The organism is Profundibacter sp. (assembly GCF_056498605.1).
Genome location: NZ_JBSMEZ010000161.1, coordinates 1 through 22,230 on the forward strand (window position 1 = coordinate 1; position 22,230 = coordinate 22,230).

The following is a 22,230-nucleotide window of genomic DNA, read 5'->3' on the forward strand; positions in this document are numbered from 1 at the left end:
CAACGGCCTCGTGGAAATACTGGACCAGACGTTCACGCACCAATAGCGGGCCGGATTTATAGAACCGTTGACCTAACTCGGGGAACCGCCCTGATTCTGCGGTGCTGATGCGATACATGCTTAACCCGAATTCGGACGTGAAGAATTCAATCATCTTTGATCCCGCCGCATAGAGAACCTCGGCCGGGCTTGCATCATCTGTCACCACCTCAAGCGCATTGTCTGCCTGCCGATGACATTCACATTTGGCAACCTCGGCAAACAGCAGGCGCTTGTCAGGGAAGTAGCTATAGAGCGTGGCCTTGGACACGCCTGCAGTTTTGGCGATGTCATCAACGCTCGCCCCCTCAAACCCGTCCTTCATGAAAACAGTGCGCGCGCCCTCTAGAACCTGATCGTATTTGCGACCTTTTCTGATCTTGTCTTCGGTGGCTGTCATTGTTCTCTCCTCATAGGAACTGGACTATAGTCTGAACAGTTCAGTTTGGGCAAGAAAAGATGAAAAAGGGCAGGCGCGATGCCTGCCCAGTTGGCCCTCAGGGAAGAGGGGTCGTGAGTGGTTATTCTGTTGTGCAATTGTCGGCTGTAAGGGTCGCCGAGGTTGTGCATGCCTGGCTGACCACGGGTGGTTTTGGATCGGGAAATGTCAGGCGGGGCAGATCAAAGGCAAACCCACCCGCATATGCAGGGGCAGCAAGGGCGGCAAATGCAAGGCCTAGGATGGCTGATTTTGTATGTGTCATAGTTCAAATCCTTATGTGAACTGTTTCGTTCAGAATCATATATAAACCGAACAGTTTAGTTAGCAAGCAAAAAATGAACGAAACGGTTCATTTATTTTTCTTGCCCTTGCTGGTAGGTTCTGTAATTTAGAACAATTCTAATAAAGGAGCCCTCCATGATACCCGGTGTCAGCAACCGCCGTCGGTTTTCCGATCTAACAGAACAAGAGATCATCGCACTGGCGATATCGTCAGAAGAGGACGACGCCCAGATTTATCGCGGCTATGCAGAAAGCCTGCGCGAGGACTTCCCCGCGTCGGCCAAAGTGTTTGATGGCATGGCCAAAGAGGAAGACGGGCATCGCCGCCGTTTGATTGACTTGCATCAATCCCGCTTTGGTGAAGTCATTCCGCTGATCCGGCGTGAACATGTTGCCGGGTTTTATGCCCGCCGCCCTGTGTGGTTGATCGAAAATCTGGGGCTTGAACGGATCCGCGAACAAGCCGCGAAAATGGAGAAGGATGCCGAAGCGTTTTACACCAAAGCCGCGCGGGAAACTTCTGATGCAGCAACACGCAAATTGCTTGGAAGCTTGGCGGATGAAGAAGCCGGACATATGGCCGCCGCAAATGCGCTAGAGGCCGAACATCTGGGAGATGGTGCAAAAACCAATGAGGACAGAACTGCGCATCGTCAATTTGTGCTGACATGGGTTCAGCCAGGGTTGGCTGGCCTAATGGATGGTTCGGTTTCCACCCTTGCGCCGATCTTTGCCACAGCTTTTGCCACGCATAATACAGGGACCACTTTTCTGGTCGGGTTGGCAGCCTCTATCGGTGCGGGGATTTCGATGGGATTCACAGAAGCTGCATCAGATGATGGCGAGCTGTCTGGCCGCGGATCCCCCGTAAAACGCGGCATTGCGTCGGGTGTGATGACAACACTTGGCGGGTTGGGTCACGCCCTGCCCTATCTGATTACCGATTTCTGGACCGCAACTTCCATCGCAATTATGGTGGTATTCGTCGAATTATGGGTCATCGTCTGGCTGCAATATAAATTCATGAACACGCCCATCATGCGGGCCACTTTTCAGGTGGTGCTGGGCGGCGCATTGGTGTTTGCTGCGGGGGTATTGATTGGCGGGGGCTAGCACCACTGCTGATGGAATGCTAAGGGAAGAGTATGCTGGAAATCTTCCTTAAAACCCTGCCGTTTTTTGCCCTGATGGGGGTTGGATATACTGCGGCCCGCACGCGGTTCTTCCCTGCAGAGGCGACTGCTTATCTGACGAAATTCGTATTTTACTTTGCCCTGACGGCGATGTTGTTTCGTTTCGCCGCCACCCTGCCCGTGACTGAGCTGTTTGATGCCCAGTTCGCCAGCGCCTATTTGCTCGGCTCTATGGTGGTCTATCTACTGGTCACACTGGTCGCCAAGGCGCGCCGGTTGTCGGTGGCCGAGGCCGCTATCGAGGCACAGTGCGGCATCATTGGCAACATGGGGTTTCTGGGCCTGCCGATGCTGGCGGTCCTGCTGGGCGAGGCCGCAATCGGGCCGATCATGATGATCCTTTCCATTGACCTGATCGTGTTTTCCAGTCTGGTCGTGATCCTGATCACCGGCAGCCGCGATGGGCGCATGTCTTTCGGGGTATTCGCCAGCGTCGGCAAAGGCCTGTTGAGAAACCCGATGGTCATGTCGATGGCAGCGGGCCTGTTGTGGTCTGCTGCCAACCTGCCCATTCCTGCCCCCGCCAACGAATTCCTGACCATCCTTGGTGACGCGGCAACCCCGGGCGCGCTGTTTGCGATTGGCGCATCGCTGGCCTACAAATCTGCCGAGCGGATATCGGTGGCGATCTGGCTGTCCTTTGCAAAGCTGGTTTTGCATCCGGTCGCTGTGGGCATCTGCGCCTTGCTGATCTTTGATGTGGTGCGGTTTGACGTAGGCGTTATGATCGCGGCTGCATCGCTACCGGTCGCAGGAAATGTCTATATTCTGGCCCAGCATTACAATGTCGCGCCACACCGCGTTTCGGCAACGATTCTGATCTCGACACTGGTTAGCATACTCACTATCTCGCTGGTGATTTCCTGGGTCGGCACGTTTTAGACAACATGAAAGAATTTCCATGACAGCCATCTACATCGACGCCGACGCCTGTCCGGTCAAAGAAGAAGCCGAGCGTGTCGCCACCCGCCGCGGGCTGAAAATGTATGTGGTTTGCAACGGCGGCTTGCGCCCGTCGCAAAATCCGCTGGTCGAATTGGTGTTCGTGCCTGATGGTCCCGATGTAGCGGATATGTGGATCGCGGATCGTGCTGGGCGTGGCGATGTGGTGGTGACAGGTGACATCCCGCTGGCGGCTAAATGTATCGAAGCAGGTGCCCGTGTATTGCAACATAACGGCGAGGTTTTTACCACAGCCAACATCGGTAATATCCTAGCCACTCGTGATCTGATGAGCGACCTGCGCGCGGCTGATCCGTTCCGTCAAGGCGGCGGGAAAGCCTTTACAAAAGCGGACCGGTCGCGTTTCCTTTCCTCGCTGGATAGTGAATTGAACAAAGCGATGAAAGAAGCGGCGCATGGGCCAGATTAAAGCTGTGGTTTTTGACATCGGCAGGGTGCTGATCGAATGGCACCCTGAACGGTTTTACGACAGCGAAATTGGCCCGCAGCGGAGGCGTGCGTTTTTTGAGGCTGTGGATATCTACGGCATGAACGAGCGCATTGATCTGGGCGCACCCTTTCAAGAAACCGTCTATGCCTTCGCCGATGCGCATCCAGAATACAGCAAAGAAATCCGGCTGTGGCACGACAGCTGGATTGAAATGGCAGCACCCGAAATTTCAGGGTCGGTGCATTTGTTGCATGCAATCCGCGCCAAGGGCACACCGGTTTTTGCCCTATCAAATTTCGGCATTGGCACCTTTGAAACAGCCGCCAAGCACTATCCATTCTTTAACGAGTTTGATCAGAAATATGTCTCTGGTCACTTGCGGGAAGTGAAACCGCATGCACGTATTTACGAAATGCTAGAACAGGGCAGTGGCCTGTCGCCCGCATCGCTGTTGTTCACTGATGATATGCGCGAAAATATTGGCGCAGCAGCCATACGCGGGTGGCAAACACACCAGTTTAACGGGCCCGAAGGTTGGGCGAATGCGCTGGTTCGGCACGGGGTATTAACATCAGAGGAAGCCGCGTTATGAGTTTTGAAATCATCGGGTTTGACGAGGGCAACGCATTGCTGGACTGGAATGCGCTATGCGACACACTAATCCAGGCGCATACTTTGCCCAAAGCCGAGATCGCAGACACATTACTGTATCAGGGCGACAACACGCTTTTGTCCCGCGCGGCGTGGATTGACGGCATGGGGCTGGCGGTTAAGGCCGCTACGATTTTCCCTGACAACCCCGCCCAAAACGTGCCCGTGGTGAACGGAGCCGTAAACCTGTTTTCTGACGATACCGGACAACTGGAAGCGCTGATCGATTTCCATCTGGTGACCAAATGGAAAACCGCAGGCGACAGCCTGTTGGCCGCCAAACAACTGGCCCGCCCCGACAGCCGCAACATCCTGATCATTGGCGCGGGCACCGTGGGCCACTCCCTGCGGGATGCCTATGGCGCGGCGTTTCCCGAGGCGGCCTTCACCATCTGGAACCGATCCTCCGATGCGGCCGTTCAAATGGCTGCCCAATATCCCGATACAAAAGCCGCGACAGATTTGGAAACCGCCGTGCGCGCGGCTGACATTGTCACCTCTGCCACGATGGCTACCGCACCATTGATCAAAGGCGAATGGTTACAGGCGGGCCAGCACATCGACCTGATCGGGGCCTATCGCCCCGACATGCGCGAGGCGGACAATGCGGCACTAAAACGGTCACGGATTTTTGTTGATAGTTTCGAGACCACAGTAAACCATATCGGTGAATTGATGATACCACTGGCCAGCGGGGTGATAGCGCGGAATGATATAATTGCCGACTACTACGACCTGGCATCCGGTGCATTTAAGCGCAATACTGACTGCGAAATTACCCTGTTCAAAAACGGTGGTGGCGCCCATCTGGATCTGATGGTCAGCCGCTACATTCTAGACACTTGGAGGCAACGATGATTTCAGCTGCGCAAATAGCGGACTTTCAACGTGATGGTGTGATCAAGGTTGAAGGGCTGTTCGCTGATTGGGTCGATGTCATGGCCGCAGGTGTGGCGCGTAATTTGGCGGACCCCAGCGAGTATGCTTCGGAAAACGAGGTGGCCAAAGGGCGGTTCTTTGACGATTATTGCAACTGGCAACGCATCCCCGAATTTGAACAGATCATGCGCGATAGCCCTGCTGCTGAATTGGCCGCTACGGTCATGCAATCGGGCACAGCGCAGTTTTATCATGACCATGTGTTGGTTAAAGAGGCCGGCACACCTACCCCGACTCCGTGGCACCAAGACAGCCCCTACTATTTCGTCGGGGGCGAACAGACCGTCAGCATATGGATGCCGCTTGATCCTGTAGCTGAAGCCAGCCTGCGTTTCATCGCTGGTTCCCACAAATGGGACCGTATGGTGCGTCCTGTCAGCTGGGCTGATGACAGCGATTTTTACGAGGGTGATCATGACTGGATTCCAGTGCCTGACCCTGATGAAAATCCGGCTGATATGAAGGTGCTGGAATGGCCGATGCAACCCGGCGATGCGGTGCTGTTTGACTACCGCACAGTCCACGGTGCCCGTGGTAATTTCAGCGACACGACGCGGCGCGCCCTGAGCCTGCGATGGCTCGGGGATGATGCGCGATATGTGGCGCGACCGGGCCGCACTTCGCCGCCTTTTCCGGGGCATGAAATGGTGGCGGGGCAACGGCTGCGCGAGGATTGGTTTCCGGTGATTTGGGGGAGCGAATAATGGGCTGGGTTTTACTGTTCCTCATCATCATCGCCGCGGCCCCAGCTATTGCCCATTGGCGTCGCAGCCCAATGGACGACGAGGCCCAAAAACTTGCACCAGGGAAATTCGCAGACCTGCCCAGCGGCAAAACCCATTACCAATGGAGCGGGCCACTTAAGGGGCCTGTGGCGGTTTGTGTGCATGGGTTAACCACCCCCAGTTACGTCTGGGATGCGCTGGTGCAAGGGCTGAACCGGATGGGTTATCGGGTGCTGACTTATGATCTGTACGGGCGCGGATATTCGGACCGTGTTGCGGGGCGGCAGGATGCTGAGTTCTTTAACAGACAGCTAGAAGAATTGTTGGAAGATCAAGGTGTTGACGGCGGTATCATGCTGCTGGGGTATTCGATGGGCGGGGCGATTGCCACCTGTTACGGCGCCAAACATCCCGACATGCTGGAACGGCTGATTTTGTTGGCGCCTGCGGGGTTGGGGATTGCTCCGAACCGGCTGCATAGTTTCATCACAAAAACACCGCTTATCGGGGATTGGCTGGTGATGGTCTTTGGTGGCTGGTTTCTGCGTAAGGATTTGAAATCCGACGCTAAAACGCCATCAGCCGTGCCGGATATCTACGCGATGCAAACGGCCGATACCTATGTTCGCGGGTTCCTGCCTGCGGTGCTGTCCAGCCAGCGGAACCTGCTGGCTAACACGCTGGATCGGGAACACAAAACACTTGCAAAATCCGGTATTCCGGTCGAGGCAATCTGGGGCGAAGCCGATGCGGTTATCCCGATTTCCGGCCTTGGGAAATTGGCGGAACTAAACCGCAATACCCGCCAAACCATGATCCCGAATGCGCCCCATTCCCTAACCTACACCCACCCGAAAGAGGTGATCAAAGCGATCCAGGAATTCCTGCGCGAGGTGTGAAAACAGGGCCGATTTGGGCTATATGAAAACCATATGAATCGCATATGAATTCCATATGAGCTTTTGACGGGGTTAATCTGGGCGCTTTAACAGGGCACGGGCGGCAACATTGGCCTCGCGGGCGTGCATGATGATCGGGGTGATCCATGCCTCGAATGCGGTGCCCCAAGTGGGTGCCAGAACGCTGATGGTTTCGGACTGGGCGACAAGCCACGCTAACAGTTCATTCCCTAGGGCAGAGAGTGGGCCACCTGCCATTCCGCCAGCAACGAAGATGGCGACGCTTGAGCCAACTTTGATCACCGTATTCTTGTTCAGAATACCCTGACCCGCCTGCAACCTTTCACTACCCTCTGCATGGCCATCTTTGAACGTCACGCTGTAGCTGCGAATGGTGTCGCCAAACAGGACGGGGTCAAGCGCGATGCCGTCTGACAATTGATCTTGGGCGGCCTGCACATCGGGGGTGGGCGGCGCACCACGGTAACGATCCCGCCGTGCCTCGAGCTTTTCGACCTGTTCATTGTCCAGCACCAGACCGGGGCCGATCATCAACACATTGTCGAGCGCATCAATCACATCGTCGCCAAAGATGTCCTCGCCTTTACGCTCGCCGCGCCGCTCGTAGGTGCCGCGCAGGGCTTCGAGTTCAAAATGCACATCCAGCATATCGACCTGATCCAGCGGGCAATCAATATGCAGCGAGAGGGTGCGAGCGCTACTGGCCAGACGCGGGTGCATATTGCCCGCGATTTGTTCCAGTGATTTGGTCGCCTGTTGCAACAGTTGGTGGGCTTTGCGTTTAACGGTGTCGGTGAGTTCATCGGCATCGGGGATGGCGGGGGATATATCCAACCGCCCGTCTTCGGTTTGGCCGACGGTGAGGATGGTGTCTTGGTCGGGGGTGGTTTTGGGGATGGGTGGCCAGTTACCCCCGACTTCGCGCAGGTAGGCAAAGGTTTTGGTGCCGCGCTCTTCAGCATCCGTAATTTCTGATAGCTCGTCCAGTTTCAGGTCCATCTGGGTGGCGGAGGTGTCTTCGAAGGTGAGGCCGCCAGATTCTGGCTCCTCTGCAAGTTTCGTGAGTGAGAGCAACGGCCGCAAGTCCGCCACCTGTGAGCTGCTGAGGTAGAGCGTTTTGATCTCCATCATGGCTGCGATGGGGCTAAGATCCGTCACCCGTGTGTTGGTGAGGTAAAGAGCTGTGATCCCCGTTATGCCCTCAATGGGGGTGAGGTCCCTCACTGGTGTGTTGCTAAGGGAGAGAAATGTCATCCCCGTCATGCCTGCAATCGGGCTGAGGTCTGCCACCCCTGTATTGTCGAGCGAGAGCAATATCATCCCCGTCATGCCTGCGATAGAGGTAAGGTCCGCTACCTTTGTTTTGTCGAGCAAGAGAAACTCGATCCCAGTCATGCCTGATATGGGGATAAGGTCCGTCACTTGAGTATTGTTGAGGTCGAGCTTTATGATTCCGGTCATGCCCGATATGGGGGTGAGGTCCGTCACCTGTGTGTTATCGCAGTTGAGTTCCTTGACCTCCGTCAGATCAGAGATTTCAGGAGGGAGCTTGGTGAGAGCGCGGGTTTTTTTGGTGCTGAAATCAAGGGTAAAACTATTATTCGCTAAAGCCGCTGCAATCAACCTTTGCGCCTCTTTATAGGCATAATCTGCGTCGCTCATTCCCTTTGCCCTTTGCTCGTAGTGGGTTGACACCCACCCTACGGGATTGGGGCGGCAGGGCAAGGGTTAGGCGGTGCGGGCCTCTAGCGGGACTTCTTTGACTGGCAAATGCACGATGGCCGAGAAGGCTCCGATGCCGACGCCGATCCACCAGACGGCTGTGTAGTCGCCGTAAATGTCATACATCCGCCCGCCGAGCCAGACGCCGAGAAAGCTGCCCAATTGGTGTGAGAAAAACACGATGCCGTAGAGCGTGCCCATGTAGCGCAGCCCGTAAATATGCGCCACGAGGCCGGATGTGAGCGGCACGGTGGCCAACCAGAGCGAGCCCATGCCAATCGAGAACAGGATCACCGATGTCGGGGTGATGGGCAGCATAATGAACGCGGCGGCGATGATGGTTCGACCGATGTAGATGCCTGTGAGCAGGTATTTTTTCGGATAGCGATGGCCGAGCCATCCGGCAAATATGGTGCCGCCGATGTTGGCGAGGCCGATTAGGGATATTGCGACCGCGCCTAGGGCCGATGTGGTGGAAATACCGACCGAGGCGAGTGTGCCGGAGGGGTCAATCGCGCCGCACATCTCGGTGATAAGTGCGGGGAAATGGGCGGTGATGAAGGCCAGTTGGTAGCCGCAGGAAAAGAAGCCGAGGAAAATCAGGGTGAAGGTGGGGTCTTTGAACGCCTTTAGCAGGGTTTCCCCCATCGATTGTTCCAGCTCGGCGCGGGTGGCGGGACGTATGGGCGAGCGCATCATCGGCAGGGCAAACAGGGTGAGCAGGATCAGGGCGGCGAAGGCCATGAACACCGATTGCCACGGCATGATACCCAACAAGTATTCGGCCAGCGGCGCGCCAAAGATTTGGCCAGCCGATCCAGCGGCGGTGGCGATGCCAAGGGTGAGCGAGCGGTTTTCATCAGAAGCCGCGCGGCCCACCACGGCGAGGATCACGCCAAAGCCGGTGCCTGCAATGCCAAAGCCGACGAGGATTTCGAGGAACTGGTGCTGGGTCGGGGTGACGGCGTAGGACGACAGCACGAGGCCCAGCGCGTAGATCAGTGCGCCTGCGATGATCGCCTTGCGGTCGCCGACTTTTTCGGCAATCGCGCCGAAAATGGGCTGGCCAATGCCCCATGCGAGGTTCTGGATGGCTATGGCGAACGAGAATTCGCTTCGAAGCCAGCCGAATTCCTGCGCGATCGGGATCTGGAACACGCCAAAGCTGGCGCGGATCGAAAAGCCGATCATGATGATGATACAGCCGCCAATCAGGACGGGGGTGATGAGGGGGGTGCGTTGGTCTGTCATGGTGTTCTCCAGACTTGCGAGCCTTGTTCAAAATCACGCTTGCATCAAATCATTTATCTTTGTGTGTTACATCGGCTTTCTTTATCGGACCGCTCGAAATATGAATATGTGATGACTGATCGTTTGCAGGACATATACGCCCGTTTGGTGGCCGAGGGGACGTTGACGGCGGATGCGGCTCAAGTCGCGGCTTTGCCAGCGCTCGAGGATATTCGGGTGCATCTGGAAGCTGCCAAGGTCCGCAAGCGGGGGATTTTGGGCGGGTTGTTTCACAAGCCCGAGGACGTGCCGCAGGGTCTATACATGTGGGGCGGGGTTGGGCGCGGGAAATCCATGCTGATGGATTTGTTTGTGGATAATCTGGCGATTGAGGAAAAGCGCCGCGTGCATTTTCATGCCTTCATGCAAGAGGTTCATACGGGGATGAACGAGGCCCGCAAAACCGGTGTGGATGACGCGATAGCACCTGTGGCCACTGGGATTGCAGATCAGGTTCGGCTGCTGGCGTTTGACGAAATGCAAATTAGCGATATTACTGACGCGATGATTGTAGGCCGTCTGTTCGAGGCGCTGTTCGCGGCGGGGGTGGTGGTGGTGACCACATCGAACCGGCCACCGGATGATCTGTATAAGGACGGGTTGAACCGGCAATTGTTTCTGCCGTTTATCGAGCAGATCAAGGTGCAGATGGTGGTGCACGAACTGGCCAGCCCGACAGATTACCGACAGGATATGCTGGGCGGGGTTCGCAGTTATTTTGTATTGCACGGACCAAAGGCACGGTCGGCGATGAACACTGTTTGGATGGAGTTGACAGGCGTTGTGGGGGAGCCGTTGGTGTTGCGCGTTAAGGGACGTGATGTGGTACTGCCGAAGTTTCACACCGGGGTGGCGCGGGTCGGGTTTTTTGATCTTTGCGGCACAGCGCTGGGGGCTGCGGATTATCTGGCGGTATCCGAGGCCGTTCGGGTGTTGATGTTGGAGGACATTCCGTTGTTGTCACGGTCAAATTTCAACGAGGCCAAGCGGTTTGTAACCTTGATTGATACGTTATACGAGGCGAAAGTGCGCTTGATTTGCACGGCTGCGGCGCTGCCTGAAATGCTCTATGTTGAAGGGGACGGGGCGTTTGAATTCGAGCGCACCGCCAGCCGTCTACGAGAGATGATGGGAGCAGAATGGGGAGCTTAATATGGGAATAACATTGCGACCGATGCGGGCCGACGAGTTTGACGGGTATCTGGAATATTTCATTCCAGATTATGCGGCTGAAGTTTCGTCAAACTATGGCCTGCCCCACGACAAAGCGCGAGAAAAAGTGGTGAAGGAAATCAGCGAGGATCTGGCGCAGGGTGTTGATACGCCCGAGCACGTGTTGTTGTGCATTACCGACAGGGCCGATGTGATCGGGTATCTTTGGTATAAGCCGAACCAGCAGGCGCGGTCGGTGTTCATCTATGATTTCTGCATTCTTCCGGCACACCAAGGGAAAGGGTTTGGCAAGCAAGCCCTGAGCGTATTTGAAGCAATGCTTGTGGATGAAGAGTTTACACAAATCGGGCTGCGGGTCGCGGCAGATAATGAACCTGCGCAAAATCTGTACCTAAAGGGCGGATTTCATGCGACGGGAATCAATATGATCAGGCGGATTGGGCAGGATTAGGGCCTGTGTTGGCAGGATGCTCGATCTCGATTTTAGCCAAGAAGCCAGCTGCGCCGATCTGGATGAAGTAGGCAAACATGATCGGCAGGATGAAGGTTGCCCCAAAGGTATCGACGTTAAACACCGCAAGGATCAGCGCCAGCGTGATATAGCGTGTGGCGATGTGCCAGAACACAGCTTTGCCATCGGGGGTTTTATCCGTCAGTTTGATCGCTGCGGCGAAGGTGACCATGTAGAAGGCGGCGGTGGTCACGGCGGCAGTCAGCAAGTCCATCAATGAAACCTGAAACAGCAGTTGCGATGTTTTGAGCGAGAACAGGTAGAACACGATGCCGAACATCGTGATCTTTGAAATCATCTGTTGGTGGTTTGCGGTAAAAACAACGATGCCTTGAAAGAACGCCAGCATGATGCGGCTAAGCACAAAGGGAATTACGATCAGGATCATGAAAGGCGCAAAGGGTTTAACCGTTTTACCTGTGGCAATACCCTGCACATGGGTCAAATCGACATGAGGGAACAGGCCATCTGCAAGCCCGTGGAACTGGCCGAATATCAGTGTTACCGGCAACAACAATGCCAAGTTCAACATAAAGATAACAAAGCCGACTTTGACGTTGGCGCCGCTGACTTTGATCCACATCATCACCATGCCACCACCTGGCAATAGGGCGAGCAGAAACAGGGCGGCGGCGATGCCAAGGTCCTGGCTGATATAACCGATGATCAGGGCGGTCGTGGTCAGCAGCAAATAGTTGATCCACAGGTTTTTGAAGATTGCGCCGGTGTGGGTTTTGATAATCACAAAGTCTGAAAAGTGGAATTTGAACAGGCTGGGCGTGACCAGAAAAACCCCAGCAACAAGACATACTGCCGAGAAGAAATCAAAGCCGCCGGTAATTTTACCGACAGCAAGGCCAAGCGCAATTGCGGTTACGATAAGGGCGATCTGTTTCATGTCACTGTCCTGTTGCTGCTTTTAACGGTGAATATAGGCAAACAGGGAAAAGGAAAGGTTTTATATTCACTTTGTGGAATATGTCGCAGTTTGCGTTGCTCTACGTTGCCGTTTGCCGACTTTATGCGCTAGGTTTAGGGGTGGAATACTTACGATACCCTTGCAGACCCGCATGATAATTTGGCGCAAAGCGGCGTTGGCGTTTGGGATTAACCTGCGTTAAAACCAGCCCGTCCACCTTTAATCCGCCTTTCTTAAGGCTGCCCAGCCCGTCATTTAGCGCCCGCGTATCCGTTTGACCCCACTTTACGGCGTATAATATTGAATCAACACGTATCCCTATGGTCTGGGCATCAGGGGCTGCAAGCACTGGCGGGGTATCAATAAGAATCACATCATAAGTATCGCGTGCAGCCCGAATTAGACGCCGAAACGATGCCAGAGCGAACAGATTTGCAGGCTCCAGTTCTTCGGCAGACCCACTGAGGATGTCTACACATAGATCATCACACCGCCAAATGGACTCATCTAACGGTGTGCCCTGCCGAAGTGCTGCATATAACCCGTTGGATGGAGGCTTTAGCAATTGTTGTAAACCTTGCCGATGCAAGTCCCCGTCAATCACCAAAACCCGTCGGCCCATCTGTGCAATCGAATGGGCCAACGCCAAGGTTAACACCGTCCTGCCCTCATCCGGAAGCGACGAAGTTACCATAACCGCTCTGGATGTCTGGCCCTGTAGAGGCAAAACCTGACTGCGCAAATATCGCAAACTGTCCGCATTCTTATCATCGCCGCTATTGGCAATCCTTAACACCATGGAACCAAACTTGCGGCGCGGAAATATCAATGTTTGGCCCAGCGCCACCAGCCCTGTTTCTTCTTCCAGTTCTTGCTGTGTACGGAAAGTTTTATGCGTTATATCGCGCCGTAAGATACGAATACCCATCAGCAAAGCCCCCAACACCCCTCCCATCAAAACCACCAATGCCGGTCTGGGGCGTGTTGGCACCACCGGCGTTTCGGCCATTGATAGAATCGAGCTGTCTGGCTGGGTGATATCCATTTGTGCAGCGCTTTCATTAAACCGCCCCAGAAACTGCGCATAAACCAATTGCGACGCCTGCACCTCAAGCTCCAGTTGTTGCACGCGAACCAGATCTTTTGATTGGCGATCCAGCATTGCAGACAGTTCCTGTTCCAGCACGCGCAATTCAGACAGCTGGGTTTGTGTGCGCACCGTGCTTCTTTGGGATTCGGTTGATTCAAGTATCGTAATTCTTAGCCGCATCTCTTTTAGTCGTATCGCCAGTGCCGCGTGGGTTTCCGGTGTTATCAATTCCATTTTGGCTGAAAACCGTGCCAGCGCGCTTTTGTCTGTCTCAAGCTGCGCCTGCAACTGGGTTACGCGGGCCGACAACCAGTCGACAATCTGTTCATTCGCATGGATTTTTTCGTCAATCTGGCGGCGGATATAATGCGCCGCAAGCGTGTTGGCAACTTGCGCTGCTTTTGAGGCTTCCTCACTTTCAACGGCAACTTCAAAAACCATACTGTCGGGGATATTGCTGACGGATATCGTTTGCAGCATTCTGTCGATTGTCAGGGTTCTGATCTGATCCGGCGAGAACACGACCGCAGGTGAAATCCATCCCTGTGGGGCCCATTGCCTAAGGAGCCCTTTAGCGGCATATATCATGCCCCGATGCATTTCGGGGTTGAATTCCGGATCGGTTTCAAGCCCTAGTTCTTCAACCACAGCCCCGATCAAACTGCGAGAATGGATAATCTCGACTTCGGTATTGACGGCACTATTACCGGCACTTAACCCGGGAACAAGCGAGCCAAGCGCAGGCAATTGCTCTTCGGGTGTCGACAACATCAAAACAGCGGCTGCCTGATAGTATGGCGTGGCCACGAAACCCGCCCAAACACCGCCAATCATCGCCGCAACAAGCGCTGCTACAGCCAGTTTTACCTTGCCCTGCCACAACACCCCGACCAGATGCGTTAAATCCAGAACCTCGGCCTGCTCGGCCGGTTGTGGCGCTGGCGGTGCGATGCCGGCAAAATGCGGAAGGAGGGCAGACATTAGCAAAGCTCCGGTTCTCTTGATTTTGATCTATTTTACGGACGGAGCGTGAAGACGACCTTAACTATCCTGCAGTTTTCTGGGCACGTAGTTTCAGAAGGCCGGTTTCATGCGACATCAAGTATTTGACGAAAACACTGCTGCCAAACAGCGCATGGCGCAGGCAGAATATTACCGTGACGGGGCAAAAAGATGGTTGGATATTATCGGGATTATCCTGTTGTCACCTTTGGTGTTGCCGCTGGTTGCGGGGTTGTGCGTTCTGGTCCGGCTGGATGGTGGTTCCGGATTGTTTGGCCACCTGCGGGTTGGCAAGGACGGCAGCCAGTTTCGCTGTTGGAAAATTAGAACAATGATCCCCGATGCCGAGGCCCATCTGGCGGCGCATCTGGTGATGCATCCCAAGGCGGCCAAAGAATGGGCCGAAAGTTATAAGCTGAAAGATGATCCAAGGATCACCCGCATCGGGCAGATTTTGCGCAAAACCAGTCTGGATGAACTGCCTCAACTGTGGAACGTTCTACGCGGCGAGATGAGTCTGGTTGGGCCACGACCCGTGCCTCAAAAAGAACTGGTACAATACGCCGGATATGAATGGGCCTATATGATGATGCGCCCCGGGATTACCGGCGTGTGGCAGATCACTGGTCGCAATAGCGCCAGCTACTCTGACAGGGTGCGGATGGATGTCGGGTATTTGCTAAAGACATCGTTGCGCACAGACCTGACCATTTTATGGCGCACGGTCGGGGTGGTACTGCGCCGGACCGGTATTTAGCGCAACTGACCAAGAGATAAGACGCCTGGCCGAATGCCGAATTGAGCATGCAAGGCGATAGCGCCGCTTGCCCCCAACGCCCAATGCAACATCGCGCTGGCCATTGCCAAATCGGCAATCCCGAATGTGCTGGCCCAAACCAGAACAATTGCACTGACTGGTAACAGGCTTGCTATATGCCAAAGGCGCATCCGTTCCAGCCCGCCCATCGACATCAACAACCCCGCCGCCCCGAACAGCGCCGGTGATATGCCCCCTAATAAGAGCCAGTCAAACACCTCTGTTGCCTGCCCTGCCCCAAACAGCGGCAAAACAAAGTTGGAAGCGACAACAAGCACCGCTGCCGCCGTCCCGCCTATTAGCAAAAATAACCTGTTCACCTTTGCAGCCGTTTCCAGAACGCATTGATGGTGGAATGCAACAGACAGGCTGGGCCCGACCGCATTGCGCAAGGCGTCAAATACCAACCCCAGCAAACCGGATATCCGACGAACAATCAGGTATATTCCCGCCTCGGTTGGCCCAATGACCCATCCCAAAACCAGCACATCCATATGCATCAACAGCGTAAAACCCGCCTGCCCCAGACTAAGATCACGCAAGGACTGTCGGTTTTGCGTCATGTGTGTGCCGGCTGCCTGACCACGCGGTAAATCCCGCAGCAACCAGACCAGAATGAAACACAGTGATACGAGGTGGATCAACAAGGCCGACATCGTCGAAACAGGCTGTATTAGAGCCAATATAAGACTCAGAAACAACGGTAGCGCGGCCCGCATTACACCCTGCCCCGCCAATGCCTTTACCATATGGCCACAGGCACGATGCGCAGCGGAATAGATCAGGATAAGCGCCAATATTGCGGCAGTGACGCATGTTATGGCCACCACCCACCCCGTACTAACAGGCGTGGGCAGTATTCCGGCCAAATAGGCCACACATAACCCGACCACCATAATCGCTATTCGCCTGCCACAGCCCCACACAGCATCAGCGACCAGTGCGGCCATTCGATCAGTCTGGCCCGCCTGCATAAATCGCGCGCCGTCGCGCAGCATGATCTGCCCCCATCCCGCACTGATCAGCGCCGCGATAACGCCGGAAAAGACCAACACATACAGCACTTCACCCAAGGCACGGGCATCCAGAATGCGGGTTAACACCCAGCAATAAAGCAGCCACATAGCGGCACCCGCCCCGCGCCAGCCCAAGGCGGAAACAACTACGGCGCGACCCATGCGACCCTCCGTTTTCCTGATCCGGCATAATGTCGTGCCATGGCAGGCGCCCAAGCAGCAGCGGCTGCCAGCCAGAACCAGTTGGTATAAATTCCGCGATAGCCGGAAATCATCAATGCCGACAGAAAGCTGCCCATTGCCAGCACGAACAGCGCCGCCATTTCGGGGCTAGCGCGGCACGATATTCGGCTGCGCATCAACATCCAGACCGCCACCGCCATTTGAACAACGGCTGCCCAGCCTTCCTCGAATATCCGTCCGATAATTTGCGAATTCACCCCGTCGGGCAGTTTGCCAAACCGCAACCCAAACGCCTGTGCCGCATCATAGGCCCGTCGCGAGACCTGACTGTTTTCACCAATGCCGACACCAAACATTTCACCGCTAATCAGCGGAGAAAGGCCGCCCAGCATGGATGCCAACCGCATCGACATGGACCGGCCTGCCGAATCTGTTGCCAGACGGTCCGCATAAAAAGTTTGCAGAAAATACGTCATGAACAGGCTAAGGACCGCGATTAAAATCAGACTAAGCAATAGTGTATTCATCGTCAGGCGCGTGGTTAACGACAGCGCTGTTACCCCCAGCAAAGGCACCAGAACAAGCACAGTTGTTGAACGGGAAAACAACAGCGTTAGCCCTAATATCGCCAGCAGCATGACTGCACGGTGGCGATGTCTGGGGAGGCTTTGCCGATGCAGTATCAAGGCGAGTGCCATGCCGCAGGTGATGGCCGCATGGGTGGCAAATGTTGACACTTCTGGAAACAGGGCAAAGGCGCGTCCGTATTGCGGTGGCAAACGAAAGGCCAAATTGCTGCGCCAATCCAGTCCCTCGGCCCCAAAAGTTATCTGGAGTAGGAAAAATGCCGCCGAAAGTGCGCCGCCTATCAGAAAGCTGCGCAAAAACAGGCGGCGCGCCAGCGGGGCCTGCAACGTCAGTGTCATCAACGCCACAAAAGGCAGGGCGAAAAGCACGGTCCATCCCAGAACCAGAACCTGCCCGCCCATCGCAACCCAGGACAACGCAATTGAGGCCGCGCAGGGCAGTAAAACCCGTGGGGCTGCGCGTGATAACGCCCGCACAAACGCGGCCAGCAACGGCAAGCCTGCCAGCACAACGATATCCATTGGCTGCATCGGCAATACCCAGACCGGCACCCCGACAGCAGGCATCCACAACGCCAGACCGGCGGCAATTGCCCATAGCGGCAACAGGGTTTGTTCAGCGCGATAACGTTTCATGCGGCAAGCTCGGTTTGGATAATTTGGTCAAGATAGGCGTCAAAATTCAGGGCCTGTTGCAAAGCATCCGTGCTTTGCAAACGGCTGGATAACGCCTCGCAATCTGCGGTTGGGAATTGCATCAGGCGCATGGCCTTATCGGCCAAATCGGCGGTATCGCAAAAGCGCAATTCAGGGTCTTGCACCAGTTCGCAAACACCACCGCTGTTATGCACCAGCGGTACCACACCGGCGCATATCATTTCGGCCACCGCGATGCCAAAATGTTCGGACCGATACGGATGTATCCCCACCCGCGCTTGCGCCAGCGCTTGCGTCAGGATCGCATGACCTGCATTCGGGTTCAGGATTAACCCCAGGTGGTTCTGGTGTTGGCGCAGGAAACGTGTGGCATAGGCGCTATCGGCGCGCCCGATAATCTGGAGCGTTGCAGGCAGCCCGCGGGCGATCAATTGATCCAGAACGTTGATGGCATCTTCCAGCCGTTTATTTGGCACGATCCGGCCAATTGCCACCATATGGTATGGCTCGCGCCGAATGTTTACGGGCGCGTGGCTTGCGGGCGCAACCTTTGGGTATAGCACCACTGGAGTGGCAATATTACAGTGCGTTAGAGCCTGTGTGGCGGTCCATTTCGTGTTTGCAACAGTTCTGGCGGGCACAGGGTTTGCAGGTTTCACACCGGCAACATGCCGACAAACCCACGCGTAAAGACGGCGCAGCTGTATGGTGAGTTTTCGGGCGCCCAGAACCGCCAACAGCTCCGGATGGCTGGAAAACACTGCCGGTGCGTGGCGAATATGCAGGGATGGGCAGGACACTTCCGGCCCTTCGCCGAAACTAAGGACCGTATAGTCATAATAAGCCGCAATGCGCGGCAAAACACGGCAGACCAGCGCGTATTTCCACAAGGTGAGCCGCCTAAGCCCTGCCATCCGGCCCAGCCGGAACAAGGCAGGGTCGGAATGCGGAACGTCGGGCGGGGTGTGGCCGGTGATATCCAGCAGCCCTACCGTATGCCCCGCAGCAAGCAACCGGTCCCTGATCGCGAGCGCGTAGGATTCGGCACCCCCATTTGCGCGTAGGTCCGCATGGGCAATCAGCACTTTCATGGTGTTTCCAATGCAGTTGACAGGGCTTGGACATCACTGGCCGGAATAATGATCTGGCGATTACGATCAAACCACAGCCGTTTCAAGGCGGGTTTTGCGAATGCGGGCAATGTGCGGCGCAACGCGGTTTTGGCACCGGATTTTTCAAGGATTGCGTTCAACCGTGCAAAACGGGGCAGCACACCTGCGTTGCGCGCCTCAACGTTTGTATCAAAACGGTTGGAATCAATATCGAGCCAGTTTGCCAGTTGGGAAAGCACGGCATCAGGGTTTTGGATCATCGTTTCAAATTGCAAAAACAAGCACTGTTCTGGCGCAAAGAGCGCCTTTATCCGTCTTATTCCCTCATTTGTGCGGGACGGGCGCAACAGGAAACGGGCGGCCAGCGGGGTTTCTCCAGTCAGCTCTGCCTTAAGTGTTTCAGGCAAGGACGTCTGAACCCGCCCCGTGCGGCATGCCAACCTGTAATGCGACAACGCCCGTTGCAACGGATTGCGTGTAAGGATGATCAGGCGGGCGTTTGGGGCATACTCATGGATCAAGGCGGGCGCATCAGGGCAGGACAGATAACTGGTCGATGCCTCCATCCGCCACGAGGTGCGCATCGGTTCAAACAACGCCTCGTAATCAGCGCGATTGCGAAACACGGCAAATTGCGCCGGTTTTTGGTGCCGTTTGCGCACATATGTCGCTGGATCAATATCATTCAGATGGCTGGTAGCAACATAAACAGGGTCAAATTCATCAGCCGAAAAATGGTTCGGCTCTTTGATGGCGCTTAAAGTGATGTCAGGGTGGGAATTTAGCCATTGGGCCAATTGGGTCGATCCCGACCGCGGGGAGGCCATTAAAAACAGGTTTGGGCGCGTCATATGGGTGCCCCCCGTTTCATACGGCCCAAAAGCCCACGCAACACGCCTGCGCCAAACCCCGCATGGGAGGTCACGGCCAAGACCGCAATCCGCATACTGTGGGCAACCCCTCCTTTGCGCCCAATACGCAGGGCCAGAACCATTACAAGCGCCAGATAGCACATGGCGGGCAAGGCAACGGGCCACCAAATCAGACCCAAAGGCGCCCCAATCAGGCCTGCCAATGCGACAACGGGCAGTAATTGTCGCCGATTCAGACGCCTGCGATGTTTAACGGCAACCTGCATCCGCGCCCGCCCGTTGCGCAACATTTGCTGCCATGTTGCACGCGGATTGGCGCGAGGCATGTAAACCACCGGCCAGTTTGCGGCAAACCATATCCGCCCACCTGCAATTTGTTGGCGGTGGTCGTAATCAACATCCTCGCAGGCGCGTAAATTAATGTCATAGCCGCCAACCGCCAAAAACCGGTCCACCAGAAAGGCCGCATGGTGGCCGTGATCGACCCAGCCGGATCGGCCCAACTGCCGATGCCGTGCGCCACCATTGCCCAGCCAGCTGCGCTGCAATTCGCCGTTGGCCAATTGCCACCGAGTATAGGCAACCTGCGTCGCAATCAGTGGCACCGTCACGCTATCCGCCGCTTTTTTAGTCAGTCGCCCGATCATCCCTTGCACAAATTCCGCCGGATAGCGGCAATGCGCATCTGCCCGCACCACGATCCGGTAACCGGCATCAGCCGCCATTTGCGCCGCCAAGTTCATTGCATGGCTTTGACCGCCGCCCGGATTATCAAACAGGTGTAGCTGCGCATCCTTTACCGCCATTACGCGCACCAGATCAATAGTACCATCCGTGCTGCCGCCATCCATCACCCAGATCAACACGTCTGCATTGCCGCCACGCAGATCGTTCACCGCATCCACGATATATCCAGCCTCGTTCAGCACAGGCAGAACGACAACCGCATCGCGCATTTCAGGGTCAGGTGATTCTTGTGTCATTCGGCGAGTGTCGGGAAACTTGGTTTATCCCTAATGAACAAATCCGCGCGTCACGCCAGCATCAGGTGGGTTTCACGAAAAGAGTGATTCAAATCCGCGCGAATTTCCGTAGTTCTGACACGTTGTCGCTCTTATACTTCCATATCGCCCTGCCAGAAATTACCCCGTAAATATCGGCCTAGGGGGTAACATGGTGCAGATAACTCATACAGCGACACATACGCTGCCCGGCGAAATGTTGACCGGAATCACTGATCTTGAAATTCGGGGCGGGGCTAATCCCGTTCTGTACATCGCATCCGAAGTCACCAGCGGCATCACCGCATGGACCCTTCAGGACGGGGCCAGCGCCAGTCTGTTATCCGAACTGACATATGCTTATAACACCGGCACATTCGGGATCGAGGAAATTACCTTGGCCACCGTTGCCGGACAGGATGTGCTGCTGCCATCCGGAACATACGATAACCGGCTGGCAATTCACCGGATGGATAATGACGGCAGCTTTGGTTCAATCAAGGCGCTATGGGCCCCGTCAGACCAGATCGGCCATTTCAGCAACACCGAGATCATTCAGCTGGACGGCAAAACCTTTATGGTTTCCAGTCAGGCAGGGGTTGACGGGTTCAGCACCTTTCGGGTGCGTGATGATCTGTCCCTGCAATACCGTCGTCATTTTGATGATAACAACCGCGCCCACATCAGCACGGTCGAGGCCATGGCCAGCGCCAATTTCCACACTCGCAGCTTTTTCTTTGTTGCGTCCGCCGCCGAAGACGGGGTGACCGCCTATTGGATGGGGAAATGGGGGAACGTGCGCGAGCGCGGCACGCTGGACCCCGGAAACGGGCTGTTTATCGACGCGCCAACCGCGTTGGAAACCACCGAAATTGGCGGGCGGCTGTATCTGATTGTTGCGGGGTCCGGCAGTGGCACTTTGTCGGTCATTCAGGTCAATCAATGGGGTGGTCTGTTTATGAAGGATCATCTGCTGGATGATCTGTCGACCCGCTTTGCCGGTGTAACCGCGTTGGAAACTGTCACCGTCGGGCAGCACACCTATCTTTTTGCTGGTGGGTCGGATGACGGCATTTCGATGTTTGAAATCACCGCCGACGGGCAGCTGCACCACCTAATGACATTGGCGGATCAACTGGATACCACCCTGACAAATATCACCGCAATCGCGGCAACGGTTGTGGGCACTGAACTACAGGTATTTGTAGCAGGGTCCGAGGTGGGCGTAACACAGTTTACTGTTGATCTGGGCGCGCTGGGCGACCAGATCGTCGGTAGCGATACCCACGACGTAATCCACGGCACCGTAAATGATGATGTGATCGTCGGATTTGACGGCAACGACACCCTATTTGGCGGAGCTGGCGACGACAGGATCATTGATGGTGCCGGAGTTGATATAATGTGGGGGGAAAGTGGTGCGGATATTTTCGTGTTCCGTCAGGACCGTCGCATGGACAGCGTGATGGATTTCGAGGACGGGATCGACAAAATTGACCTGACTGATTTCGCCATGCTCTATTCCATCGAGCAGCTAGAATTCACCCAGAAGCCCTGGGGTGTGCTGATTACAATCGGGGATGACCGGTTTCATATTGAAGCAGACAGCGGCATATTACAGATCGCGGATTTGACCGCTGATGATTTCGTATTCTAGCGGTAAAATGGTTTTCCGCCCGCTTCCCGACATGAAA

The 22,230-nt window shown here is 55.4% G+C and carries 22 protein-coding genes; 11 read left to right on the forward strand and 11 right to left on the reverse strand.

From position 1 onward, the window contains the following. A partial coding sequence (locus ACWB12_RS16040) for a TetR/AcrR family transcriptional regulator (RefSeq protein WP_479531104.1) occupies positions 1 to 439 on the reverse strand: 439 nt, incomplete at its 3' end. 121 nt (positions 440 to 560) lie between these two features. Continuing rightward, positions 561 to 743: a hypothetical protein gene (locus ACWB12_RS16045; protein ID WP_479531105.1), complete on the reverse strand. Its 183-nt coding sequence runs from the start codon at positions 741 to 743 to the stop codon at positions 561 to 563. 155 nt (positions 744 to 898) lie between these two features. Here ACWB12_RS16045 and mbfA point away from each other — a divergent pair, with 155 nt between their 5' ends. Genes mbfA through ACWB12_RS16080 form a run of 7 tightly spaced genes read left to right on the forward strand, consistent with a single transcriptional unit; the run spans position 899 to position 6,563 of the window. Further along, complete coding sequence (mbfA, locus tag ACWB12_RS16050; RefSeq protein WP_479531106.1) at positions 899 to 1,876, forward strand: iron exporter MbfA; 978 nt, start codon at positions 899 to 901, stop codon at positions 1,874 to 1,876. Positions 1,877 to 1,908: 32 nt separating this feature from the next. Further along, complete coding sequence (locus tag ACWB12_RS16055) at positions 1,909 to 2,838, forward strand: AEC family transporter (RefSeq protein WP_479531107.1); 930 nt, start codon at positions 1,909 to 1,911, stop codon at positions 2,836 to 2,838. 19 nt (positions 2,839 to 2,857) lie between these two features. After that, on the forward strand, positions 2,858 to 3,328 hold the full coding sequence (locus ACWB12_RS16060; protein WP_479531108.1) for a YaiI/YqxD family protein: 471 nt from the start codon (positions 2,858 to 2,860) through the stop codon (positions 3,326 to 3,328). After that, positions 3,315 to 3,941 carry an HAD family hydrolase gene (locus tag ACWB12_RS16065; protein WP_479531109.1) on the forward strand — a complete coding sequence of 209 codons (627 nt, stop codon included), beginning with the start codon at positions 3,315 to 3,317 and terminating at the stop codon, positions 3,939 to 3,941. Before ACWB12_RS16060 ends, ACWB12_RS16065 begins: the two co-directional genes overlap by 14 nt. Further along, entirely contained in the window at positions 3,938 to 4,858 is a 921-nt protein-coding gene (locus ACWB12_RS16070; protein ID WP_479531110.1) for an ornithine cyclodeaminase family protein, read from the forward strand. Before ACWB12_RS16065 ends, ACWB12_RS16070 begins: the two co-directional genes overlap by 4 nt. Next, positions 4,855 to 5,643 carry a phytanoyl-CoA dioxygenase family protein gene (locus tag ACWB12_RS16075; RefSeq protein ID WP_479531111.1) on the forward strand — a complete coding sequence of 263 codons (789 nt, stop codon included), beginning with the start codon at positions 4,855 to 4,857 and terminating at the stop codon, positions 5,641 to 5,643. The genes ACWB12_RS16070 and ACWB12_RS16075 overlap by 4 nt, the downstream gene beginning before the upstream one ends. Next, a complete protein-coding gene (locus ACWB12_RS16080; protein ID WP_479531112.1) occupies positions 5,643 to 6,563 on the forward strand; it encodes an alpha/beta fold hydrolase in 921 nt (306 codons plus the stop codon). The genes ACWB12_RS16075 and ACWB12_RS16080 overlap by 1 nt, the downstream gene beginning before the upstream one ends. A gap of 72 nt (positions 6,564 to 6,635) precedes the next feature. On the opposite strand, the gene ACWB12_RS16085 is transcribed toward ACWB12_RS16080, so the two are convergent. Both ACWB12_RS16085 and ACWB12_RS16090 read right to left on the reverse strand, forming a co-directional pair. Continuing rightward, positions 6,636 to 8,246, reverse strand: coding sequence for a leucine-rich repeat domain-containing protein (locus ACWB12_RS16085; protein WP_479531113.1), 1,611 nt, complete (start codon positions 8,244 to 8,246; stop codon positions 6,636 to 6,638). A 66-nt stretch (positions 8,247 to 8,312) separates the two neighbouring features. Then, positions 8,313 to 9,557: an MFS transporter gene (locus tag ACWB12_RS16090; RefSeq protein ID WP_479531114.1), complete on the reverse strand. Its 1,245-nt coding sequence runs from the start codon at positions 9,555 to 9,557 to the stop codon at positions 8,313 to 8,315. Positions 9,558 to 9,668: 111 nt separating this feature from the next. Between ACWB12_RS16090 and zapE the strand changes: the two genes are divergently transcribed. Next, positions 9,669 to 10,748, forward strand: coding sequence for a cell division protein ZapE (gene zapE, locus ACWB12_RS16095; protein WP_479531115.1), 1,080 nt, complete (start codon positions 9,669 to 9,671; stop codon positions 10,746 to 10,748). A gap of 1 nt (position 10,749) precedes the next feature. Then, on the forward strand, positions 10,750 to 11,220 hold the full coding sequence (locus tag ACWB12_RS16100; protein WP_479531116.1) for a GNAT family N-acetyltransferase: 471 nt from the start codon (positions 10,750 to 10,752) through the stop codon (positions 11,218 to 11,220). Here ACWB12_RS16100 and ACWB12_RS16105 read toward each other — a convergent pair. After that, positions 11,198 to 12,178, reverse strand: a complete 981-nt coding sequence (locus ACWB12_RS16105) for a hypothetical protein (protein WP_479531117.1) — start codon at positions 12,176 to 12,178, stop codon at positions 11,198 to 11,200. The genes ACWB12_RS16100 and ACWB12_RS16105 overlap by 23 nt on opposite strands. Positions 12,179 to 12,299: 121 nt before the next feature. Continuing rightward, entirely contained in the window at positions 12,300 to 14,270 is a 1,971-nt protein-coding gene (locus ACWB12_RS16110) for a Wzz/FepE/Etk N-terminal domain-containing protein (protein WP_479531118.1), read from the reverse strand. 109 nt (positions 14,271 to 14,379) lie between these two features. On the opposite strand from ACWB12_RS16110, the gene ACWB12_RS16115 reads away from it, so the two are divergent. Beyond that, positions 14,380 to 15,048, forward strand: coding sequence for a sugar transferase (locus ACWB12_RS16115; protein ID WP_479531119.1), 669 nt, complete (start codon positions 14,380 to 14,382; stop codon positions 15,046 to 15,048). On the opposite strand, the gene ACWB12_RS16120 is transcribed toward ACWB12_RS16115, so the two are convergent. The 5 genes from ACWB12_RS16120 to ACWB12_RS16140 are packed head-to-tail and all read right to left on the reverse strand — an operon-like array spanning position 15,045 to position 20,518. Then, positions 15,045 to 16,286, reverse strand: a complete 1,242-nt coding sequence (locus ACWB12_RS16120) for a lipopolysaccharide biosynthesis protein (protein WP_479531120.1) — start codon at positions 16,284 to 16,286, stop codon at positions 15,045 to 15,047. The two genes, ACWB12_RS16115 and ACWB12_RS16120, sit on opposite strands and share 4 nt — an antisense overlap. Next, on the reverse strand, positions 16,271 to 17,530 hold the full coding sequence (locus ACWB12_RS16125; RefSeq protein ID WP_479531121.1) for a hypothetical protein: 1,260 nt from the start codon (positions 17,528 to 17,530) through the stop codon (positions 16,271 to 16,273). Before ACWB12_RS16125 ends, ACWB12_RS16120 begins: the two co-directional genes overlap by 16 nt. After that, positions 17,527 to 18,642 (reverse strand): glycosyltransferase family 4 protein, encoded by a 1,116-nt coding sequence (locus ACWB12_RS16130; RefSeq protein ID WP_479531122.1) that lies wholly within the window; start codon positions 18,640 to 18,642, stop codon positions 17,527 to 17,529. Before ACWB12_RS16130 ends, ACWB12_RS16125 begins: the two co-directional genes overlap by 4 nt. Continuing rightward, positions 18,639 to 19,514, reverse strand: coding sequence for a sulfotransferase family protein (locus ACWB12_RS16135; protein ID WP_479531123.1), 876 nt, complete (start codon positions 19,512 to 19,514; stop codon positions 18,639 to 18,641). Before ACWB12_RS16135 ends, ACWB12_RS16130 begins: the two co-directional genes overlap by 4 nt. Further along, a complete protein-coding gene (locus ACWB12_RS16140; protein ID WP_479531124.1) occupies positions 19,511 to 20,518 on the reverse strand; it encodes a glycosyltransferase in 1,008 nt (335 codons plus the stop codon). Before ACWB12_RS16140 ends, ACWB12_RS16135 begins: the two co-directional genes overlap by 4 nt. Positions 20,519 to 20,708: 190 nt before the next feature. Between ACWB12_RS16140 and ACWB12_RS16145 the strand changes: the two genes are divergently transcribed. Then, positions 20,709 to 22,193 carry a calcium-binding protein gene (locus ACWB12_RS16145; RefSeq protein WP_479531125.1) on the forward strand — a complete coding sequence of 495 codons (1,485 nt, stop codon included), beginning with the start codon at positions 20,709 to 20,711 and terminating at the stop codon, positions 22,191 to 22,193. Positions 22,194 to 22,230: the final 37 nt, after the last annotated feature.